Origin of the sequence: Burkholderia stagnalis, from assembly GCF_039848545.1 — a bacterium.
GTDB lineage: Bacteria > Pseudomonadota > Gammaproteobacteria > Burkholderiales > Burkholderiaceae > Burkholderia > Burkholderia stagnalis.
In genome coordinates this window covers 3,306,994-3,322,898 of sequence record NZ_CP156685.1, presented here as the reverse complement: position 1 = coordinate 3,322,898, position 15,905 = coordinate 3,306,994, and the positions used below count along the sequence as shown (strand labels likewise).

The 15,905-nt window shown below is 66.9% G+C and carries 18 protein-coding genes; 15 read left to right on the top strand and 3 right to left on the bottom strand.

The annotated features are described in order from the left end of the window. Window positions 1–4: 4 nt before the first annotated feature. The 6 genes from ABFO07_RS15420 (at window position 5) to groL (ending at window position 4,314) form a co-directional block, all read left to right on the top strand. Window positions 5–505 carry an SRPBCC family protein gene (locus tag ABFO07_RS15420; protein ID WP_059802407.1) on the top strand — a complete coding sequence of 167 codons (501 nt, stop codon included), beginning with the start codon at window positions 5–7 and terminating at the stop codon, window positions 503–505. Window positions 506–837: 332 nt separating this feature from the next. Beyond that, window positions 838–978 (top strand): hypothetical protein, encoded by a 141-nt coding sequence (locus tag ABFO07_RS15415; RefSeq protein WP_124490332.1) that lies wholly within the window; start codon window positions 838–840, stop codon window positions 976–978. A 121-nt stretch (window positions 979–1,099) separates the two neighbouring features. After that, window positions 1,100–1,417: a flagellar transcriptional regulator FlhD gene (gene flhD / locus ABFO07_RS15410; protein ID WP_059885080.1), complete on the top strand. Its 318-nt coding sequence runs from the start codon at window positions 1,100–1,102 to the stop codon at window positions 1,415–1,417. A 10-nt stretch (window positions 1,418–1,427) separates the two neighbouring features. Next, window positions 1,428–1,955: a flagellar transcriptional regulator FlhC gene (gene flhC, locus ABFO07_RS15405; RefSeq protein ID WP_059565334.1), complete on the top strand. Its 528-nt coding sequence runs from the start codon at window positions 1,428–1,430 to the stop codon at window positions 1,953–1,955. A gap of 378 nt (window positions 1,956–2,333) precedes the next feature. After that, window positions 2,334–2,627, top strand: a complete 294-nt coding sequence (locus ABFO07_RS15400; RefSeq protein WP_011544732.1) for a co-chaperone GroES — start codon at window positions 2,334–2,336, stop codon at window positions 2,625–2,627. A 46-nt stretch (window positions 2,628–2,673) separates the two neighbouring features. After that, complete coding sequence (gene groL, locus ABFO07_RS15395; RefSeq protein ID WP_059565335.1) at window positions 2,674–4,314, top strand: chaperonin GroEL; 1,641 nt, start codon at window positions 2,674–2,676, stop codon at window positions 4,312–4,314. Window positions 4,315–4,418: 104 nt separating this feature from the next. Here groL and ABFO07_RS15390 read toward each other — a convergent pair. Together ABFO07_RS15390 and ABFO07_RS15385 are read right to left on the bottom strand one after the other, a co-directional pair. Then, window positions 4,419–5,785, bottom strand: a protein-coding gene (locus tag ABFO07_RS15390) for an IS3 family transposase (RefSeq protein ID WP_347468663.1) whose coding sequence is annotated in 2 segments (ribosomal slippage) — window positions 4,419–5,320 and window positions 5,320–5,785 — 1,368 coding nt in all. Because the reading frame shifts where the segments join, the coding sequence is not laid out codon by codon here. A gap of 125 nt (window positions 5,786–5,910) precedes the next feature. Continuing rightward, window positions 5,911–6,777 carry a hydroxymethylpyrimidine/phosphomethylpyrimidine kinase gene (locus tag ABFO07_RS15385; protein WP_059565336.1) on the bottom strand — a complete coding sequence of 289 codons (867 nt, stop codon included), beginning with the start codon at window positions 6,775–6,777 and terminating at the stop codon, window positions 5,911–5,913. Between the two features lie 215 nt (window positions 6,778–6,992). Between ABFO07_RS15385 and ABFO07_RS15380 the strand changes: the two genes are divergently transcribed. From ABFO07_RS15380 to ABFO07_RS15345, 8 genes are all read left to right on the top strand, one after another. Further along, complete coding sequence (locus ABFO07_RS15380) at window positions 6,993–7,163, top strand: rubredoxin (protein ID WP_004186709.1); 171 nt, start codon at window positions 6,993–6,995, stop codon at window positions 7,161–7,163. A gap of 106 nt (window positions 7,164–7,269) precedes the next feature. After that, window positions 7,270–8,577 (top strand): hypothetical protein, encoded by a 1,308-nt coding sequence (locus ABFO07_RS15375; protein ID WP_060149161.1) that lies wholly within the window; start codon window positions 7,270–7,272, stop codon window positions 8,575–8,577. 173 nt (window positions 8,578–8,750) lie between these two features. Beyond that, complete coding sequence (locus ABFO07_RS15370) at window positions 8,751–9,329, top strand: YqgE/AlgH family protein (protein ID WP_006751106.1); 579 nt, start codon at window positions 8,751–8,753, stop codon at window positions 9,327–9,329. Next, window positions 9,326–9,775 carry a Holliday junction resolvase RuvX gene (ruvX, locus tag ABFO07_RS15365; protein ID WP_060149160.1) on the top strand — a complete coding sequence of 150 codons (450 nt, stop codon included), beginning with the start codon at window positions 9,326–9,328 and terminating at the stop codon, window positions 9,773–9,775. The genes ABFO07_RS15370 and ruvX overlap by 4 nt, the downstream gene beginning before the upstream one ends. Next, a complete protein-coding gene (gene pyrR, locus ABFO07_RS15360) occupies window positions 9,762–10,277 on the top strand; it encodes a bifunctional pyr operon transcriptional regulator/uracil phosphoribosyltransferase PyrR (RefSeq protein ID WP_059885043.1) in 516 nt (171 codons plus the stop codon). Before ruvX ends, pyrR begins: the two co-directional genes overlap by 14 nt. A 73-nt stretch (window positions 10,278–10,350) precedes the next feature. Further along, window positions 10,351–11,382, top strand: a complete 1,032-nt coding sequence (locus ABFO07_RS15355; RefSeq protein WP_059802404.1) for an aspartate carbamoyltransferase catalytic subunit — start codon at window positions 10,351–10,353, stop codon at window positions 11,380–11,382. Window positions 11,383–11,434: 52 nt separating this feature from the next. Next, complete coding sequence (locus ABFO07_RS15350; protein WP_059565341.1) at window positions 11,435–12,709, top strand: dihydroorotase; 1,275 nt, start codon at window positions 11,435–11,437, stop codon at window positions 12,707–12,709. Between the two features lie 17 nt (window positions 12,710–12,726). Further along, the gene (locus ABFO07_RS15345; protein WP_059802402.1) at window positions 12,727–13,584 is read left to right on the top strand and encodes a lysophospholipid acyltransferase family protein; all 858 of its coding nucleotides are present in this window, start codon (window positions 12,727–12,729) and stop codon (window positions 13,582–13,584) included. 90 nt (window positions 13,585–13,674) lie between these two features. Here the strand turns inward: ABFO07_RS15345 and ABFO07_RS15340 are convergent, their stop codons facing one another. After that, the gene (locus tag ABFO07_RS15340; RefSeq protein WP_347467821.1) at window positions 13,675–14,511 is read right to left on the bottom strand and encodes a symmetrical bis(5'-nucleosyl)-tetraphosphatase; all 837 of its coding nucleotides are present in this window, start codon (window positions 14,509–14,511) and stop codon (window positions 13,675–13,677) included. Between the two features lie 331 nt (window positions 14,512–14,842). Between ABFO07_RS15340 and rfbB the strand changes: the two genes are divergently transcribed. Further along, window positions 14,843–15,904 carry a dTDP-glucose 4,6-dehydratase gene (gene rfbB, locus ABFO07_RS15335; protein ID WP_059565344.1) on the top strand — a complete coding sequence of 354 codons (1,062 nt, stop codon included), beginning with the start codon at window positions 14,843–14,845 and terminating at the stop codon, window positions 15,902–15,904. Window position 15,905 lies beyond the last annotated feature (1 nt).

The following is a 15,905-nucleotide window of genomic DNA, read 5'->3' as shown; positions in this document are numbered from 1 at the left end:
CGGCATGGCTGAGTACCGGTTTTCGACGACGTGGCGGGTGGACGCGCCGTTGGCGGCGGTCTGGCACGCGATCTACGAGGCCGACCGTTGGCCCGCATGGTGGAAGAGTGCGGAGCGCACCGTCGAGGTCGAGCACGGCGACGCGCACGGCGTCGGCGCGCTGCACCGGTACACGTGGAAGGGCGCGCTGCCGTACCGGCTGACGTTCGACATGCGGGTGCTGCGCGTCGAGCCGATGCACTCGCTCGAAGGCCGCGCGAGCGGCGCGGTCGAGGGCGACGGGCGCTGGTCGTTCGCGAACGACGGCGAGCGCACGGTCGTTCGCTACGAGTGGCACATCCGCACGCACGTGCGCTGGATGAACTGGCTCGCGCCGCTCGCCCGCCCGCTGTTCAAGTGGAATCACGACGTCGTGATGCGCGAAGGCGCGCGCGGGCTCGCGCAGTGGCTCGGCGCGTGCGTCGAATCGGACGGCCGTTCGTTCCTGCCCGCCGCCGGCGCGTGACACGGGCGGCCGGGCGGCGTGCCGGGCTGTCGGCGGCGCCTTGCCCCTGTCGGCGAATCCCTACACGCGGGCCGGCATAAATATGACGTGAAGATCAGCCTCCGTTGATTTGATTCCCGTCAATCGTTGCCGATACTTTCCTCACAACAAACGTATTTCGTTTTTCGTCCGACGTGATCGAGCCCGTTTCGAGACGAGCCCGAACCCCGCACGACGGACGCCTTCGTGCCCCGCTCCGCAGTCGAACGTCGCATGAGGCTTGGGTGGCTGGATTCTTCCCTGTCGAACCAGCAGCTTCATTCCCGGCATCGCACAACGAAACGGAGACCGACATGAGCCGCGCAGCACGAGACCTGATCGAATTGCAACGCCTCGCCCAAAGCGGCGCAGGCGCACTGACCGAGCATCTTTTACGCGAACTGGCGAAGCATCTCATCGCCGCGGGCGTGGCCGACTCGCGCGGCGGATGCTGAACGCGGCGCGCCCGGCGCGCGGCGACGGAACGGACGTCAAACCGGCGGAGGGCGCCGGGCAAACGGGGCGACCCGCCCGGGCGGCCCCGCCTAGGCGGCCCCGCCTGAACGGAGAAAAGACGTGAACAACAGCGACACGCTCGACTCGATCCGGGACATCAACATTTCGTACCTGATGCTCGCGCAGCGCCTGCTGCGCGACGACCGCGAGGCCGGCATGTTCCGGCTCGGGCTGTCGGCGCCGCTCGCCGAGCTGCTGTCCACGCTGACGCTCGCGCAGACGACGCGGCTCGCGGCCTGCGACCAGCTGCTGTGCGGCTTCCGGTTCGGCGACCACGCGATGCTGTCCGCGCTCGCCACGTCGCCGAAGCAGGCGGACGTGTCGCACACGCATGCGGCGATCCTGCTCGCGGGCCAGCCGGCCGCGCAATTCTCGTGACGGGGCGGCCATGTCGAACCCGAGCCTGATCGCCTATGCGCGCGAAGTGTCGCGCGCGGTCGACCTGATCGAACTCGGCGCGCGCATGCAACTGCTCGAATCCGAGCTCACGCTGTCGCGCGAGAGACTGACCCGGCTTTACCGTGAGGTGAGGGGCGTGTCGCCGCCGAAGGGCATGCTGCCTTCGTCGGCCGACTGGTACATGACGTGGCGCGGGAACATCCATGCGTCACTGTTCTACAACACGTACCTGTTCCTGAAGGACGAGGCGTGCTGCTCGCACCTGGATGCGCTGACGAAGGGCTACCGGCTGTACCGCGAGCACTGCGCGCACGCGGGCATGGACGTCGAACTCGACCTGACGCGCGCGTGGACGCTCGTGCGCTTCTTCAACGGCGGGATGCTGCGGATGACGCAATGCGGCCGCTGCGGCGGCAAGTTCGTCGCGCACAAATACGATCTGCACGGACGCGGCGCGTGCGTGATTTGCCAGCCGCCCGCGCGCGCGGGCAAGATGACGAAGCCGGCGATGCATTGATGGTTCGCGTGCCGGCCCGGTAAGTCGGGCCTGACCCGTGCGGTCGCCCGATCGCTGCCGCCCGCGCACCGATTCGACACCCCGTGCTTACCCTGTGTCCGATCTGGCCCCGATCGCCGATGCTGGCAGCGGATGCCGGCATCGGCTGGGTATTCTCGTCATATCCCCATGTTTTAAAAAGACATTTCAGGTTTCTTGAGGGGCGCGGCGGCGCTTTGCGCCAGGCCAAAAAAACCGCCATTCCCCCTTCTTGAATTTGTCAAAACCCGTCCATATAATTAGCACTCGCTGCACGAGAGTGCTAACAATTCTCCGCCTGGCGTCGTGCCGGGCGGATTCCCAAAGCGTTCTTCAATCTCAGTCAAGAGAGGAGTGAATATGAACCTTCGTCCTTTGCACGATCGCGTGATCGTCAAGCGCCTGGATCAGGAAACCAAGACCGCCTCGGGCATCGTGATCCCCGAAGCTGCTGCTGAAAAGCCGGATCAAGGCGAGATCCTCGCGGTCGGCCCGGGCAAGCGTGACGACAAGGGCGCCCCGATCGCGCTCGACGTGAAGGTCGGCGATCGCGTCCTGTTCGGCAAGTACGCTGGCCAGACCGTCAAGGTCGACGGCCAGGAACTGCTGGTGATGCGCGAAGAAGACATCATGGCCGTGGTCAACGCCAAGTAAGCGTCCACCGACGGTACATATTCCCAAGAATTCAAGGAGTTAGAAGATGGCAGCTAAAGACGTCGTATTCGGCGATTCCGCCCGTTCGAAGATGGTCGAAGGCGTGAACATTCTCGCCAACGCAGTCAAGGTCACGCTGGGTCCGAAGGGCCGCAACGTGGTGCTCGAGCGCAGCTTCGGCGGCCCGACGGTCACCAAGGACGGTGTGTCGGTCGCGAAGGAAATCGAGCTGAAGGACAAGCTCCAGAACATGGGCGCGCAAATGGTCAAGGAAGTCGCTTCCAAGACCAGCGACAACGCAGGCGACGGCACGACGACGGCAACCGTCCTCGCGCAATCGATCGTCCGCGAAGGCATGAAGTACGTCGCATCGGGCATGAACCCGATGGACCTGAAGCGCGGCATCGACAAGGCCGTTGCAGCGGCCGTCGAAGAGCTGAAGAAGATCAGCAAGCCGTGCACGACCAACAAGGAAATCGCGCAAGTCGGCTCGATCTCGGCGAACAGCGATTCGTCGATCGGCGATCGCATCGCTGAAGCGATGGACAAGGTCGGCAAGGAAGGCGTGATCACCGTCGAAGACGGCAAGTCGCTGGCCGACGAACTGGACGTCGTCGAAGGCATGCAATTCGACCGCGGCTACCTGTCGCCGTACTTCATCAACAACCCGGACAAGCAAGTCGCCGTCCTCGAGAACCCGTTCGTGCTGCTGCACGACAAGAAGGTGTCGAACATCCGCGATCTGCTGCCGGTGCTGGAACAAGTCGCGAAGGCTGGCCGTCCGCTGCTGATCATCGCAGAAGACGTCGAAGGCGAAGCGCTCGCAACGCTGGTCGTCAACAACATCCGCGGCATCCTGAAGACCGTTGCGGTCAAGGCGCCGGGCTTCGGCGATCGTCGCAAGGCGATGCTGGAAGACATCGCGATCCTGACCGGCGGTCAAGTGGTTGCGGAAGAAACCGGCCTGACGCTCGAGAAGGCAACGCTGGCAGAACTGGGCCAGGCGAAGCGCATCGAAGTGGGCAAGGAAAACACGACGATCATCGACGGCGCAGGCGAAGCCGTGAACATCGAAGCGCGCGTCAAGCAAATCCGCACGCAGATCGAAGAAGCGACGTCGGACTACGACCGTGAAAAGCTGCAAGAGCGCGTGGCCAAGCTGGCTGGCGGCGTTGCAGTGATCAAGGTCGGCGCTGCGACCGAAGTCGAAATGAAGGAAAAGAAGGCACGCGTCGAAGACGCGCTGCACGCAACCCGCGCTGCCGTTGAAGAAGGCATCGTCCCGGGCGGCGGCGTCGCGCTGATCCGCGCACGTACCGCGATCGCAGGCGTGACCGGCCTGAACGCCGATCAGAACGCCGGCATCAAGATCGTGCTGCGCGCGATGGAAGAGCCGCTGCGCCAGATCGTCACGAACGGCGGCGAAGAAGCGAGCGTCGTGGTGGCAGCGGTTGCTGCAGGCAAGGGCAACTACGGCTACAACGCAGCGACGGGCGAGTACGTCGACATGGTCGAGGCCGGCGTGGTCGACCCGACCAAGGTCACGCGCACCGCACTGCAGAACGCAGCTTCGGTTGCAGGCCTGCTGCTGACGACGGACGCAGCCGTCGCGGAACTGCCGAAGGAAGACGCTCCGATGCCGGGCGGCATGCCGGGCGGCATGGGCGGCATGGGCATGGACATGTAATCGACTTCGGTCGATGCGGTCCGGAACGCGCAGCAGTGCGCGTTCCAGCCAAAAGAAAAGACCCGCAGCGATGAACTGACCCCGCAAAGTTGGACAGTTAAAGGCTAGGTGGGTAGGGGCTGAGTCCTGTATTGCACGGGACTCAGCCCTTTCAATTTCAGCTTGATGCGTTCGTGGTTGTAGTAGTGGATGTAGCGCTCCAGCGCGTCGCGCAATTGATCCACGCAGGTAAAGCGCTCCAGCCTGAAGCACTCGGACTTGAGCGTGCCGAAGAAGCTTTCCATTGCCGCATTGTCGAGGCAGTTGCCCTTGCGGGACATGCTCTGGGTCAGCTTGCGCCGCTTCAGCAGTCGACGGAACTTCGGCATCCGGTATTGCCAGCCTTGATCCGAATGCAGCAGCGGCCGCTCCTTGCGTCCGAGTTTAGCTAATGCCTTCTTCAGCATGCCGCGGACCAGCTCGAAGCTCGGGCGTCGTTCCATCTGGTACGCGACGATCTCGCCGTTGTAGAGATCCATCACCGGCGACAGATACAGCTTTTGCCCGCCGACGTTGAATTCCGTCACATCCGTCACCCACTTCTGGTTGGGCCGCGCGGCATCGAACCGGCGTTGCAGCAGGTTGGGCGCGGCTTTGCCGACCTCGCCTCGCCACGAACGGTATTTCTTCGGGCGCACCAGGGACTTCAACTGCAATTGCTGCATCAGCCTTTGCACGGCTTTGCGGTTGATGAGTTGCCCGCTCTGCCGGATGGCAGCCGTGACGCGCCGATAGCCGTAGCGCCCCTTGTGATGCTCAAACACCATCCGGATCTTCGCTTTGAGATCAGCATGTCGGTCGCCTATATCCAGCGCCTTGAGCTGATAGTAGAACGTACTGCGGGCCAAACCTGCGGCCTTCAGCAGCGCCGCCACCGGATGGCGTTGCCTGAGTTCCCGCACTATTTGCGCTTTTTCTTTTGCGCTGCTTGCTTCTTCGCCTGCAGCAGCGCATCGAGCTTTTTTAGGTACGCCACCTCCGCGCGCAGATACTCGATTTCCTTGAGCAATTCCTCGCGTGGGCGCGCGTCCGGCGTGCCGGCTTCAGTGGGTTTCGGTGGAAGTGACGTGGCCATCTTTCGGGGGCGCCCTTTCGGACGAGCAGAGAGTGCCGCTAAACCGCCGTCATCATACCGCTGTCGCCATTGGGCGATGGCGGACTGATTTCGGATATTGAAGCGCGCAGCCGCTTCGCGATCGGACAAGCCTTCGTCTTTGATCTGCCGCAGCACCGACAGCTTGAACGATGCGCTGTAGCACTCGTACTTGCGTTTGATGCCGGCAACGCCATGTGCCTGGTACGCAGCGACCCATTTGCGTACGGTCGATTCATCAATTCCGTGCCGATGCGAGATGGCGCGCGCAGACTCATTCCTCCCGGACTCAAAGTCTTCGACGACCGATAGCTTGAACTGCTCCGTGTACTGCACCATGAAAAACACCCCAAAGGTTGGATCGGTGTCCAACTTTTGGGGTGCAGTTCACGATGCGGGTCTTTTTTTGTTTGTATCGAAGTATTTGTCGCTGGCGGCGCCCCCGAAACGGGCGCCCCGTGCATTCAATGCCGGTGCGACGTCCTCGGCAGCGCATCCGGCGTCGCGGCGGGCGGCGATGCTTCCTCGTCGTTGCTGCGCGCCCAGAAGAAGCGATCCGGCAGATACGCGCCCATCCCCGGCCGGAACGCGTCGCGCACGGCCTGGTACAGGTATTCCTGCGCCTCGCGCACCGCTTCGGGCGGCTCCTGGCCATTCGCGAGCAGCGCGGCGATCGCCGCGCCGAGCGTGTCGGTGAGGCCCATCAGCCGGTGCGGCGTACGGTCCCACATGTCCTCGCGGATCTGGCCTTCCTCGCCGTACAGCGTATTGACGAGCCGGTGCGAGCCCGATTCGGTCGCGAGCACGTACTCGCAGCCCTGCGACAGCAGATGCGACAGCGCGGCGTCGAGGTTCGGCGCTTCCGCGTCGCCGTCCGGCTGCGCGAGCGCGATGAGCGTCGCATGGTCGGCGACCAGCAGCGTCGTCTGCGGCGCGAGCAGGTCGGCGATCGATTCGCGCAGATCGTCGGCGGCGAGCACGTGCTCGTCGTCGAGCGTGAAATCGGGTGCAAGCACGAGCGGCACGCCGTCGTAGTCGGCGACCACCTCGGCGATCGCGCTCACGACTTCCGCGCGCGTGGCCGCGCCGATCTTGAACGCGGCAACCGGCATGTCCTCGAGCAGCATCCGCGCCTGCGCGGCGACGACGTCGGGGTCGAGGCCCGTCACTTCGTCGCAGGCGGCCGAGTCGCGCACGGTGTAGCCGGTCAGGACGGACACGCCGTGACAGCCCATGCTCGCCAGGGTCATCAGATCGGCTTGGAGGCCGGAGCCACCGGTGGGATCGGACAGGCCGAAGGTGAGAACGATCGGAGGGGCGTTGCTGGACATGGACAAATGGGCAAGAAAAGACGGGAGAGCAGGGCGGCCGCACCGGCCTGGTGCGGCCTTCGCAGCCATTATGAGGCGGAATCCGGCGGTTCGAGCGGATTTTTTAGCGCACCGCAACGCAGGCGTACGACTAGCGCGCGATCGCTAGGCAGTCAGGCCCTGACACGGTACCATCATGGCTCCCGAATTTACCGACCCTCCCGACGCGGCTTAAGATGGAATACAAGAGCTGGATGTGCCTGATTTGTGGCTGGATTTACGACGAAGAAGCCGGACTGCCGGAAGAGGGCATTGCCCCGGGCACGCGCTGGGAAGACGTCCCGATCAACTGGACCTGCCCGGAATGCGGCGCGCGCAAGGAAGACTTCGAGATGGTCCAGATCTGACCGGACCGTCGCTTCAGGACATTCCGCTCGGGCCTCGCGTGCCATCGGCGCCATTGCGCCGTGATGGACGCGGGCGGCTTGGCCATGACTCGCGCGAGTGTCCCCGATGTCCGATCCGGCAGTAATCCCCGTGATTGATGCGCTGCCCAACCCGCGTGGCGGGGCAGTGCACGCGGCCGACGCGTGGCTCGCGGCGGCCGATGCGGCGCTCGAGCGCCGCGACGACGCGGCCGCGCCGCTGTCGGCGGCTGCAGCCGTGCTCGCCGAAGCCGGCTGGCTGCCGGCGGCCCGCTTCGCGGGCCAGCTGGCCGAAGCGGCGGCGCTGGTCGCCACCGAGCCGACTTCCTCCGGATGCCGGGCCGCGCTGCGGGAATTCCGCGCCGCGGTCGCGCGGCACAACCTGCGCGAGCTCGCCTGCTCGCCGCTCCTGTTCGAACACTATCGCACGCTGCGTGCGCAAAGCGCGGCGGACCTGCGTGCGCGCGTGCCGTACGACACGCTCGCGCTCGTCGGCCGCACGGTGCCGCCGGCGTCGCTGCGCGTGCTGCCCGCGGCCGCCGTCGCGCGGCTGCGCGCACGCTACGAACAGGCGCTGCTCGCCGTGCTGCGCGCGCAGCAGGCGCCACCTGAGGCGGCGCTCGACGCGCTCGACGCGTGCATGGCCGAACTGGCCGACGACACGCCCTATGACTACTGGCGGCTCGCGGCCGCGTGCCTGCGCGCGCTGCGCGCGAGCGGCGCGGCCGAGCTGAAGCGCTTTCTCGCGCGGACGAACCTGCTGATCGGCGAGCACGCGCAGGGCCGCCGGGCCGCGCCGCCCGACCTCGTGCGCGAGACGGCCGCGCTGTTGTGGCGGGATTTCGCGCTGTTCGGCGCGGCGGCCGAGGACGTCGCGCTCGTCGACGTGCTGCACGATTACGGATTGACGGTCGACTGGCACGTGGCCGGCACCCCGGCGTCCGAAGCGTTGTGGGAAGCCGATGCCGCGCGCGCCGAGCACGATGCGCTCGCGGTGGCGCCGACTCGCGAGCTCGGCGTCGTGACCGTCAACGCGCATGCGTATGAGGATTTCCTGCAGACCGCCGATGCGTCGATGGCCGAACTGACGGCGGACCCTGCCCACGCCGACGCGGGCGCCGCGTGGCGGGCGGCCGAGGCGGCCTACCGCGTCGGCGCGGCCGCCTGCGCGCTCGGCCTCGGCCACGCGGCGCTGCTGGCCGACACGCTCGGCCTCGCGTGGCGCCGCGCCGCGCATGGCGTGCCGCGGGCCGAAGGCAGCGTCGCGGCGCACCGCCACGCGTCCGACATGCTGCGCGGGGCGCTGCTCAAGATCGCGGCGGGCGTCGCGCCGCCGGACCTGACCGCCGCGAGCGAAGCGCTCGGCGCGGCGCTCGGCCGGGCCGGGCACGGATGATCCCGGCACCCTGCGGCGGCCGGTGCCGCGCCCCCCGGCAACGCACTGCCGTGCGCTTGCGCGCGCGTGTTAGAGTGCCGTGTGATCCGTGCGCGCCGTTGCCAGCGAGGCGCGGCGTTGCTTGTTGATCGCGGCCTCGATCAGGCCGCGGCGTCTTTGCTAAAATTCAAACCATGTCAAAGCCTTCCGATCGCATCAACCTGACCAACCAGTTCCTGATCGCCATGCCGAACATGGCCGATCCGACGTTCTCGGGAACGGTGGTGTACCTTTGCGATCACAGCGAGCGCGGCGCGCTCGGCCTCGTCATCAACCGTCCGACCGACATCGACCTCGAATCCCTGTTCAACCGCATCGACCTGAAGCTCGACATCGAGCCGCTGCTGCACATCCCCGTGTATTTCGGCGGCCCGGTGCAGACGGAGCGCGGCTTCGTGCTGCACGAGCCGGTCGAGGGCGCGAACTACAACTCGTCGATGTCCGTCGAGGGCGGGCTGGAGATGACCACGTCGAAGGACGTGCTCGAGGCGGTCGCGACGGGCACCGGCCCGAAGCGTTTCCTGCTGACGCTCGGCCATGCGGGCTGGGGCGCGGGGCAGCTCGAGGAAGAGATTTCCCGCAACGGCTGGCTGACCGTCGCCGCCGATCCGCGGATCGTGTTCGACACCCCGGCCGAGGAGCGCTTCGAGGCGGCGCTCGGCCTGCTCGGCGTCAGCTCGTCGATGCTGTCCGGCGAGGCAGGGCACGCATGAACGGCACGAGCGCGCGCGACGCGACGCTCCTGGCGTTCGACTACGGCGAGAAGCGCATCGGAGTGGCGATCGGCAATGCGCTGACGCGCTCGGCCCGCGCGCTCGTCGTGATCCTCAACCTGAACCGCGAGCACCGCTTCAAGGCGGTCGGCGACCTGCTGGCCGAATGGCGGCCGGACGCGCTCGTGGTCGGCCTGCCGATGCATCCGGACGGCACGCCGCACGACATGACGCAGCAGGCCAAGCGCTTCGGCAACCAGCTGAACGGCCGCTTCGGCCTGCCGGTCACCTGGGTCGACGAACGCTATTCGTCGGTCGAGGCCGAAGCGGAGCTGCGCGCGCGCGACGTGCGCGGCCGCGCGCGCGCCGACATGCTCGATGCGGAAGCCGCGCGCGTCATTCTTCAACAGTATCTCGATCAATTGCCCGACCATGAGCACCATTGATGCCGAGGCGCTATACCGCGTCCTGCTCGACCAGATTCGCGACGCATACGGCGCGGCCTTCGCCGAAGCGGGTGGGCCCCGGCTCGCCGGCATTTACAGCGGCGGCGCATGGCTGGCCGAGCGGCTCGCGCGCGATCTCGGCGCGCCGGGCTTCGGCGTCGTGAACGTCGCGCTGCATCGCGACGACTACGCGAAGAAGGGCCTGCACAGCCAGGCGAGCCCGACGTCGCTGCCGTTCGACGTCGACGGCGCGCGCATCGTGCTCGTCGACGATGTTCTGTATACCGGGCGCACCGTGCGCGCGGCGCTCAACGAACTGTTCGACTACGGCCGTCCGGCCGCGGTCGAGCTGGCGGTGCTGGCCGACCGCGGCGGCCGCGAGCTGCCGGTGGCCGCGCGTTTCGCCGGCGGCGCGCTCGACGTGCCGGCCGACGCGACCCTCGTGCTCGCGCGCGACGACGCGGCGAACTTCACGCTGCGCGTCGAAGCGCACGGCGGCTGAGCGCACCGAATCCGGATCCCGGGCCGCCGGCGAGTGCCGCGGCCCGTTTGCACAAGTTGGAATCACGCACATCATGACCACCGACACCACTGGCCGCGCCGGCAATCCCGCTGCGGCCGCGAGCCCCGAGCGATTCCGCTACGGCTTCCTGAAGGGCAACCCGCAGCTCACGAAGAACGGCGAGCTGAAGCACCTGCTGTCGATCGAGGGCCTGCCGCGCTCGATCGTCAACCACATCCTCGATACGGCCGAGCAGTTCGTCAGCGTGACGGACCGCGAAGTGAAGAAGGTGCCGCTCTTGCGCGGCAAGTCCGTGTTCAACCTGTTCTTCGAGAACTCGACGCGCACCCGCACCACCTTCGAGATCGCCGCGACGCGCCTGTCGGCGGACGTGCTGAACCTGAACATCAACGCGTCTTCGACGAGCAAGGGCGAATCGCTGCTCGACACGATCAACAACCTGTCGGCGATGCACGCCGACCTGTTCGTCGTGCGTCACGCGTCGAGCGGCGCGCCGTACCTGATCGCCGAGCACTGCGCGCCGCACGTGCACGTGATCAACGCCGGCGACGGCCGTCACGCGCACCCGACGCAGGGCCTGCTCGACATGTACACGATCCGCCACTACAAGCGCGATTTCACGAAGCTGCGCGTGGCGATCGTCGGCGACATCCTGCATTCGCGCGTCGCGCGCTCGGACATCCACGCGCTCACCACGCTCGGCGTGCCGGAAGTGCGCGCGATCGGCCCGCGCACGCTGCTGCCGGGCGGCCTCGAGCAGATGGGCGTGAAGGTGTTCCACAACCTCGACGAAGGCCTGAAGGGCGTCGACGTGATCATCATGCTGCGCCTGCAGAACGAGCGGATGAGCGGCGCGCTGCTGCCGTCCGCGCAGGAGTATTTCAAGAGCTGGGGGCTGACGCCCGAGCGCCTCGCGCTCGCCGCGCCGGACGCGATCGTGATGCACCCGGGCCCGATGAACCGCGGCGTCGAGATCGATTCGCAGGTCGCGGACGGCCCGCAGTCGGTGATCCTCAACCAGGTCACGTTCGGCATCGCCGTGCGGATGGCGGTGATGGGCATCGTCGCGGCCAACCACGACTGAGCCCGCGCGCCGCGCCTCCCTTTTACGCATTCAACGCATTCACAGACAGCGCATGAAGATTCATATCAAAGGCGGCACGCTGATCGACCCGGTCGCCGGCACCGAGCGGCAGGCCGACGTTTTCGTCGCGGCCGGCAAGATTGCCGCGATCGGTACCGCGCCGGCCGAATTCAACGCCGCGAAGACGATCGACGCCACGGGCATGATCGTCGCGCCCGGCTTCGTCGACCTGTGCGCGCGGCTGCGCGAGCCGGGCTACGAGCACAAGGCGACGCTCGAATCCGAGATGGCGGCGGCCGTCGCGGGCGGCGTGACGAGCCTCGTCTGCCCGCCCGACACCGACCCCGTGCTCGACGAGCCGGGCCTCGTCGAGATGCTGAAGTTCCGCGCGAGCAACCTGCACCAGGCGAACGTCCATCCGCTCGGCGCGCTGACGGTCGGCCTCAAGGGCGAAGTCATCACCGAGATGGTCGCGCTGACCGAGTCGGGCTGCGTCGGCTTCACGCACGCGAACGTGCCGGTGCGCGACACGCAGGTGCTGCTGCGCGCGCTGCAGTACGCGAGCACCTACGGCTTCACCACGTGGCTGCGCCCGATCGATGCGTTCATCGGCCGCGGCGGCGTCGCGGCGAGCGGCCCGGTCGCGTCGCGGCTCGGCCTGTCCGGCGTGCCGGTCGCGGCCGAGACGATCGCGCTGCACACGATCTTCGAACTGATGCGCGTGACGGGCGCGCGCGTGCACCTCGCGCGGCTGTCGTCGGCGGCCGGTCTCGCGCTCGTGCGCGCGGCGAAGGCCGAAGGGCTGCCGGTGACCTGCGACGTCGGCGTGAACCACCTGCACCTGATCGACGTCGACATCGGCTATTTCGATTCGCAATTCCGCCTCGATCCGCCGCTGCGCAGCGAACGCGACCGCGAGGCGATCCGCGCGGCGCTCGCCGACGGCACGATCGACGCGATCTGCTCCGATCACACGCCCGTCGACGACGACGAGAAACTGCTGCCGTTCGGCGAAGCGACGCCTGGCGCGACCGGGCTCGAACTGCTGCTGTCGCTGACCGTGAAGTGGGCCGACGAAGCCGGCGTGCCGCTCGTGCAGGCGCTCAAGCGCATCACGTGCGCGCCGGCCGACGTGCTGAAGCTGCCGGCGGGGCGCGTGAGCGAAGGCGGCGCGGCCGACCTGTGCGTGTTCGATCCGCGCGCGCACTGGCGCGTCGAGCCGCGCGGCCTGAAGAGCCAGGGCCACAACTCGCCGTTCCTCGGCTATGAACTGCCCGCCCGCGTGCGCGCGACGCTCGTCGCCGGGCAGGTCGCGTTCGAGAACTGATCCAGCCGGAACGCGCCATGACTGCCCTTCGCAAGCTGCGCCTCGTCTTTCACCTGCTGCGCGGGATGGCGATCGTCGCGCTGCGTTTCTCGCGCGTGACGCCCGCGCACCGCGCCGAGATCACGCGGCGCTGGTCGCTGAAGCTGCTGCGGATCTGCGGGATGCGCCTCGTCGTCCACAACGACGGTGCGCGCCTCGATTCGAGCGCGCTCGTCGTCGGCAACCACATCTCGTGGCTCGACATCTACGCGATCAACGCATGGCGGCCGACGCCGTTCGTGTCGAAGGCGGAGGTGCGCCAGTGGCCGGTGGTCGGCTGGCTCGCCGAGCAGCTCGACACCGTGTTCCTGCAGCGCGAGAAGCGCACCGAGGCGATGCGCATCATGCACGAGATGGCCGACCGCCTGCGCAACGGCGGGCTGATGTGCGTGTTTCCGGAGGGCACCACGTCCGACGGCCAGGGCCTGCTGCCGTTCCACGCGAACCTGTTCCAGGCGGCGGTGTCCGCCGGCTGCGCGGTGCAGCCGGTTTGCCTGATGTACGAGGACGCGCAGGGCCGCCAGTCGGTCGCGCCCGCGTACGTCGGCGACCTGTCGCTCGGCACGTCGCTCGACATGGTGCTGCGCGGCGGGCCGTTGGTCGCGCACCTGTACGTGTGCGACCCGATCGAGCCGGGCGGCGACCGGCGCGCGACGTCCGCGGCCGCGCGGGATGCGATCGCGGCGGCGCTCGACGCGATGCAGGCGAGCGTCGGCCGGCCCACGGCCGAGGCGCTTGCGCAGTTCGCGAAGGATGCGTACCCGGCGACCGAAATCGGCGCGGGTGCAGCGGCGGACGGCGTGGCCGACGAGCCGGTGCCCGGCCGCGAGGGCTGAGCGCCGCTTACGTTTGAAGTCGAACCGGCGCCGTGCGCCGGTTTTTTTTGCGATGCGGGCGCGGCGCATGCCGCGGCCGCAGCCGTGCGTTCACTCCCCGGGCGTGCGGCACGCTTCGCACTGCACCTGCGTGACCGTGCGTGCGGCTGGATCCGCCGTCAGGCGCACGGCCGACAGCTGATTCCCCCATACGCACCCCGAATCGAGCGCGACGACGTTGTCGCGCAGCATCAGGCCGAGCGCGGCCCAGTGCCCGAACACGACCGTCACGTCCTCGGTGCGCCGCCCGGGCACGTCGAACCATGGCAGGTAGCCGGGCGGCGCGCTGTCGGGGCCGCCGTTCGCGCGGAATTCCATCGCGCCGTCCGGCGTGCAGAAGCGGATGCGCGTGAACGCGTTGAACGCGACGCGCATCCGGTCGCGTTTTTTCAGGTTCGGATGCCATTGGTTCGGATCGTTGCCGTACAGGTGCGAGAGCGTGTCGCGCCAGTCGGGCGCGCGTAGCGCGCGCTGGAGTTCGTCGGCGAGCTCCAGCGCGAGCGTGGCGTCCCATTGCGGCAGGACGCCGGCGTGGACCAGCAGCATCCCGTGCTCGAAGTGCGCGAACGGACGATGGCGGACCCATTCGAGCAGGGCGTCGGCGTCCGGCGCGTCGAGGATCTCGCCGATCGTGTCGCCCGGGCGCTCGGTGCGGATGCCGGCCGCGACCGACAATAGATGGAGGTCGTGGTTGCCGAGTACGACGGTGGCGCGGGGGCCGAGGTCGACCAAGGCACGCAGCGCGGCGAGGGAGGCCGGGCCGCGGTTGACGACGTCGCCGGCGATCCAGAGGGGGGTGTCGGAAGGGGCGGCGAGTTTTACTGTCAGGGACTCGAAAGCCGAGTGACAGCCTTGGATGTCGCCGATGGCGATGGGGGGAGGGGGCATGGGGTCGGATGGGTGCGCGATAGACAAAAGTCGACGAAGCGGCTGATCTGAAAAATTATAATTGCGAACGTGGGGGCTGATTGAGGAAGAATCTTCTCAACTAACGCGGGTTCGCACCGCTGTTTCAAGTTGTTAGCAGCATGGCTTTTTCATCTAACGGCTTCTTATAATTGTGGCTTCCGCCCAGAAAATTAACATCACATGACTTTGGCGGGCATGGCGACCGGTTAAAATGCCGGGCCTGAGGTGGCGGGGACGATGCTGCCACTTGCAATATCCGACGCGGCGAGATCCGAAGCGATGCTTGCCATGAATTTCTAGAGGGAGCCTCATGATCCTGGTTACGGGCGGCGCGGGTTTTATCGGTGCCAATTTTGTACTCGACTGGCTGCATCAATCCGACGAAGCCGTACTCAATGTCGACAAGCTGACCTACGCGGGCAACCTTCGTACGCTTCAATCGCTGGAAGGGAATCCGAAACATGTGTTCGCGCGCGTCGACATCTGTGATCGCGCCGCGCTCGATGCATTGTTCGCGGAGCACAAGCCGCGCGCTGTCCTGCATTTCGCTGCCGAGAGCCATGTCGACCGCTCGATCCATGGTCCCGCCGATTTCGTGCAGACCAATGTCGTCGGCACGTTCACGCTGCTCGAAGCGGCGCGTGCACACTGGAATGGCCTGACCGATACTGATAAGGCCGCGTTCCGCTTCCTCCACGTGTCGACCGACGAAGTGTTCGGTTCATTGTCCGCGACCGATCCGCAATTCTCCGAAACGACGCCGTACGCGCCGAACAGCCCGTACTCGGCGACGAAGGCCGGTTCCGACCACCTGGTGCGCGCTTATCACCATACGTACGGACTGCCAACGCTGACGACGAACTGTTCGAACAACTATGGCCCGTACCAGTTCCCCGAAAAGCTGATTCCGCTGATGATCGCGAACGCGCTCGCAGGCAAGCCGCTGCCGATCTACGGCGACGGCCAGAACGTGCGCGACTGGCTGTACGTCGGCGACCATTGCAGCGCGATCCGCGAGGTGCTCGCGCGCGGTGTGCCGGGCGAGACGTACAACGTCGGCGGCTGGAACGAGAAGAAGAACCTCGACGTCGTGCATACGCTGTGCGATCTGCTCGACAAGGCACGGCCGAAGGCCGCCGGCTCGTATCGCGACCAGATCACCTATGTGAAGGATCGTCCCGGCCACGACCGTCGCTATGCGATCGACGCGCGCAAGCTCGAGCGCGAACTGGGCTGGAAGCCGGCCGAGACGTTCGAGACGGGCCTTGCAAAGACGGTCAACTGGTATCTCGACAATCAGGTTTGGGCCGATGAAGTGGCGTCGGGCGAGTACCGCAATTGGGTCGAGACCAACTACACGCAGCGCGCTTGAG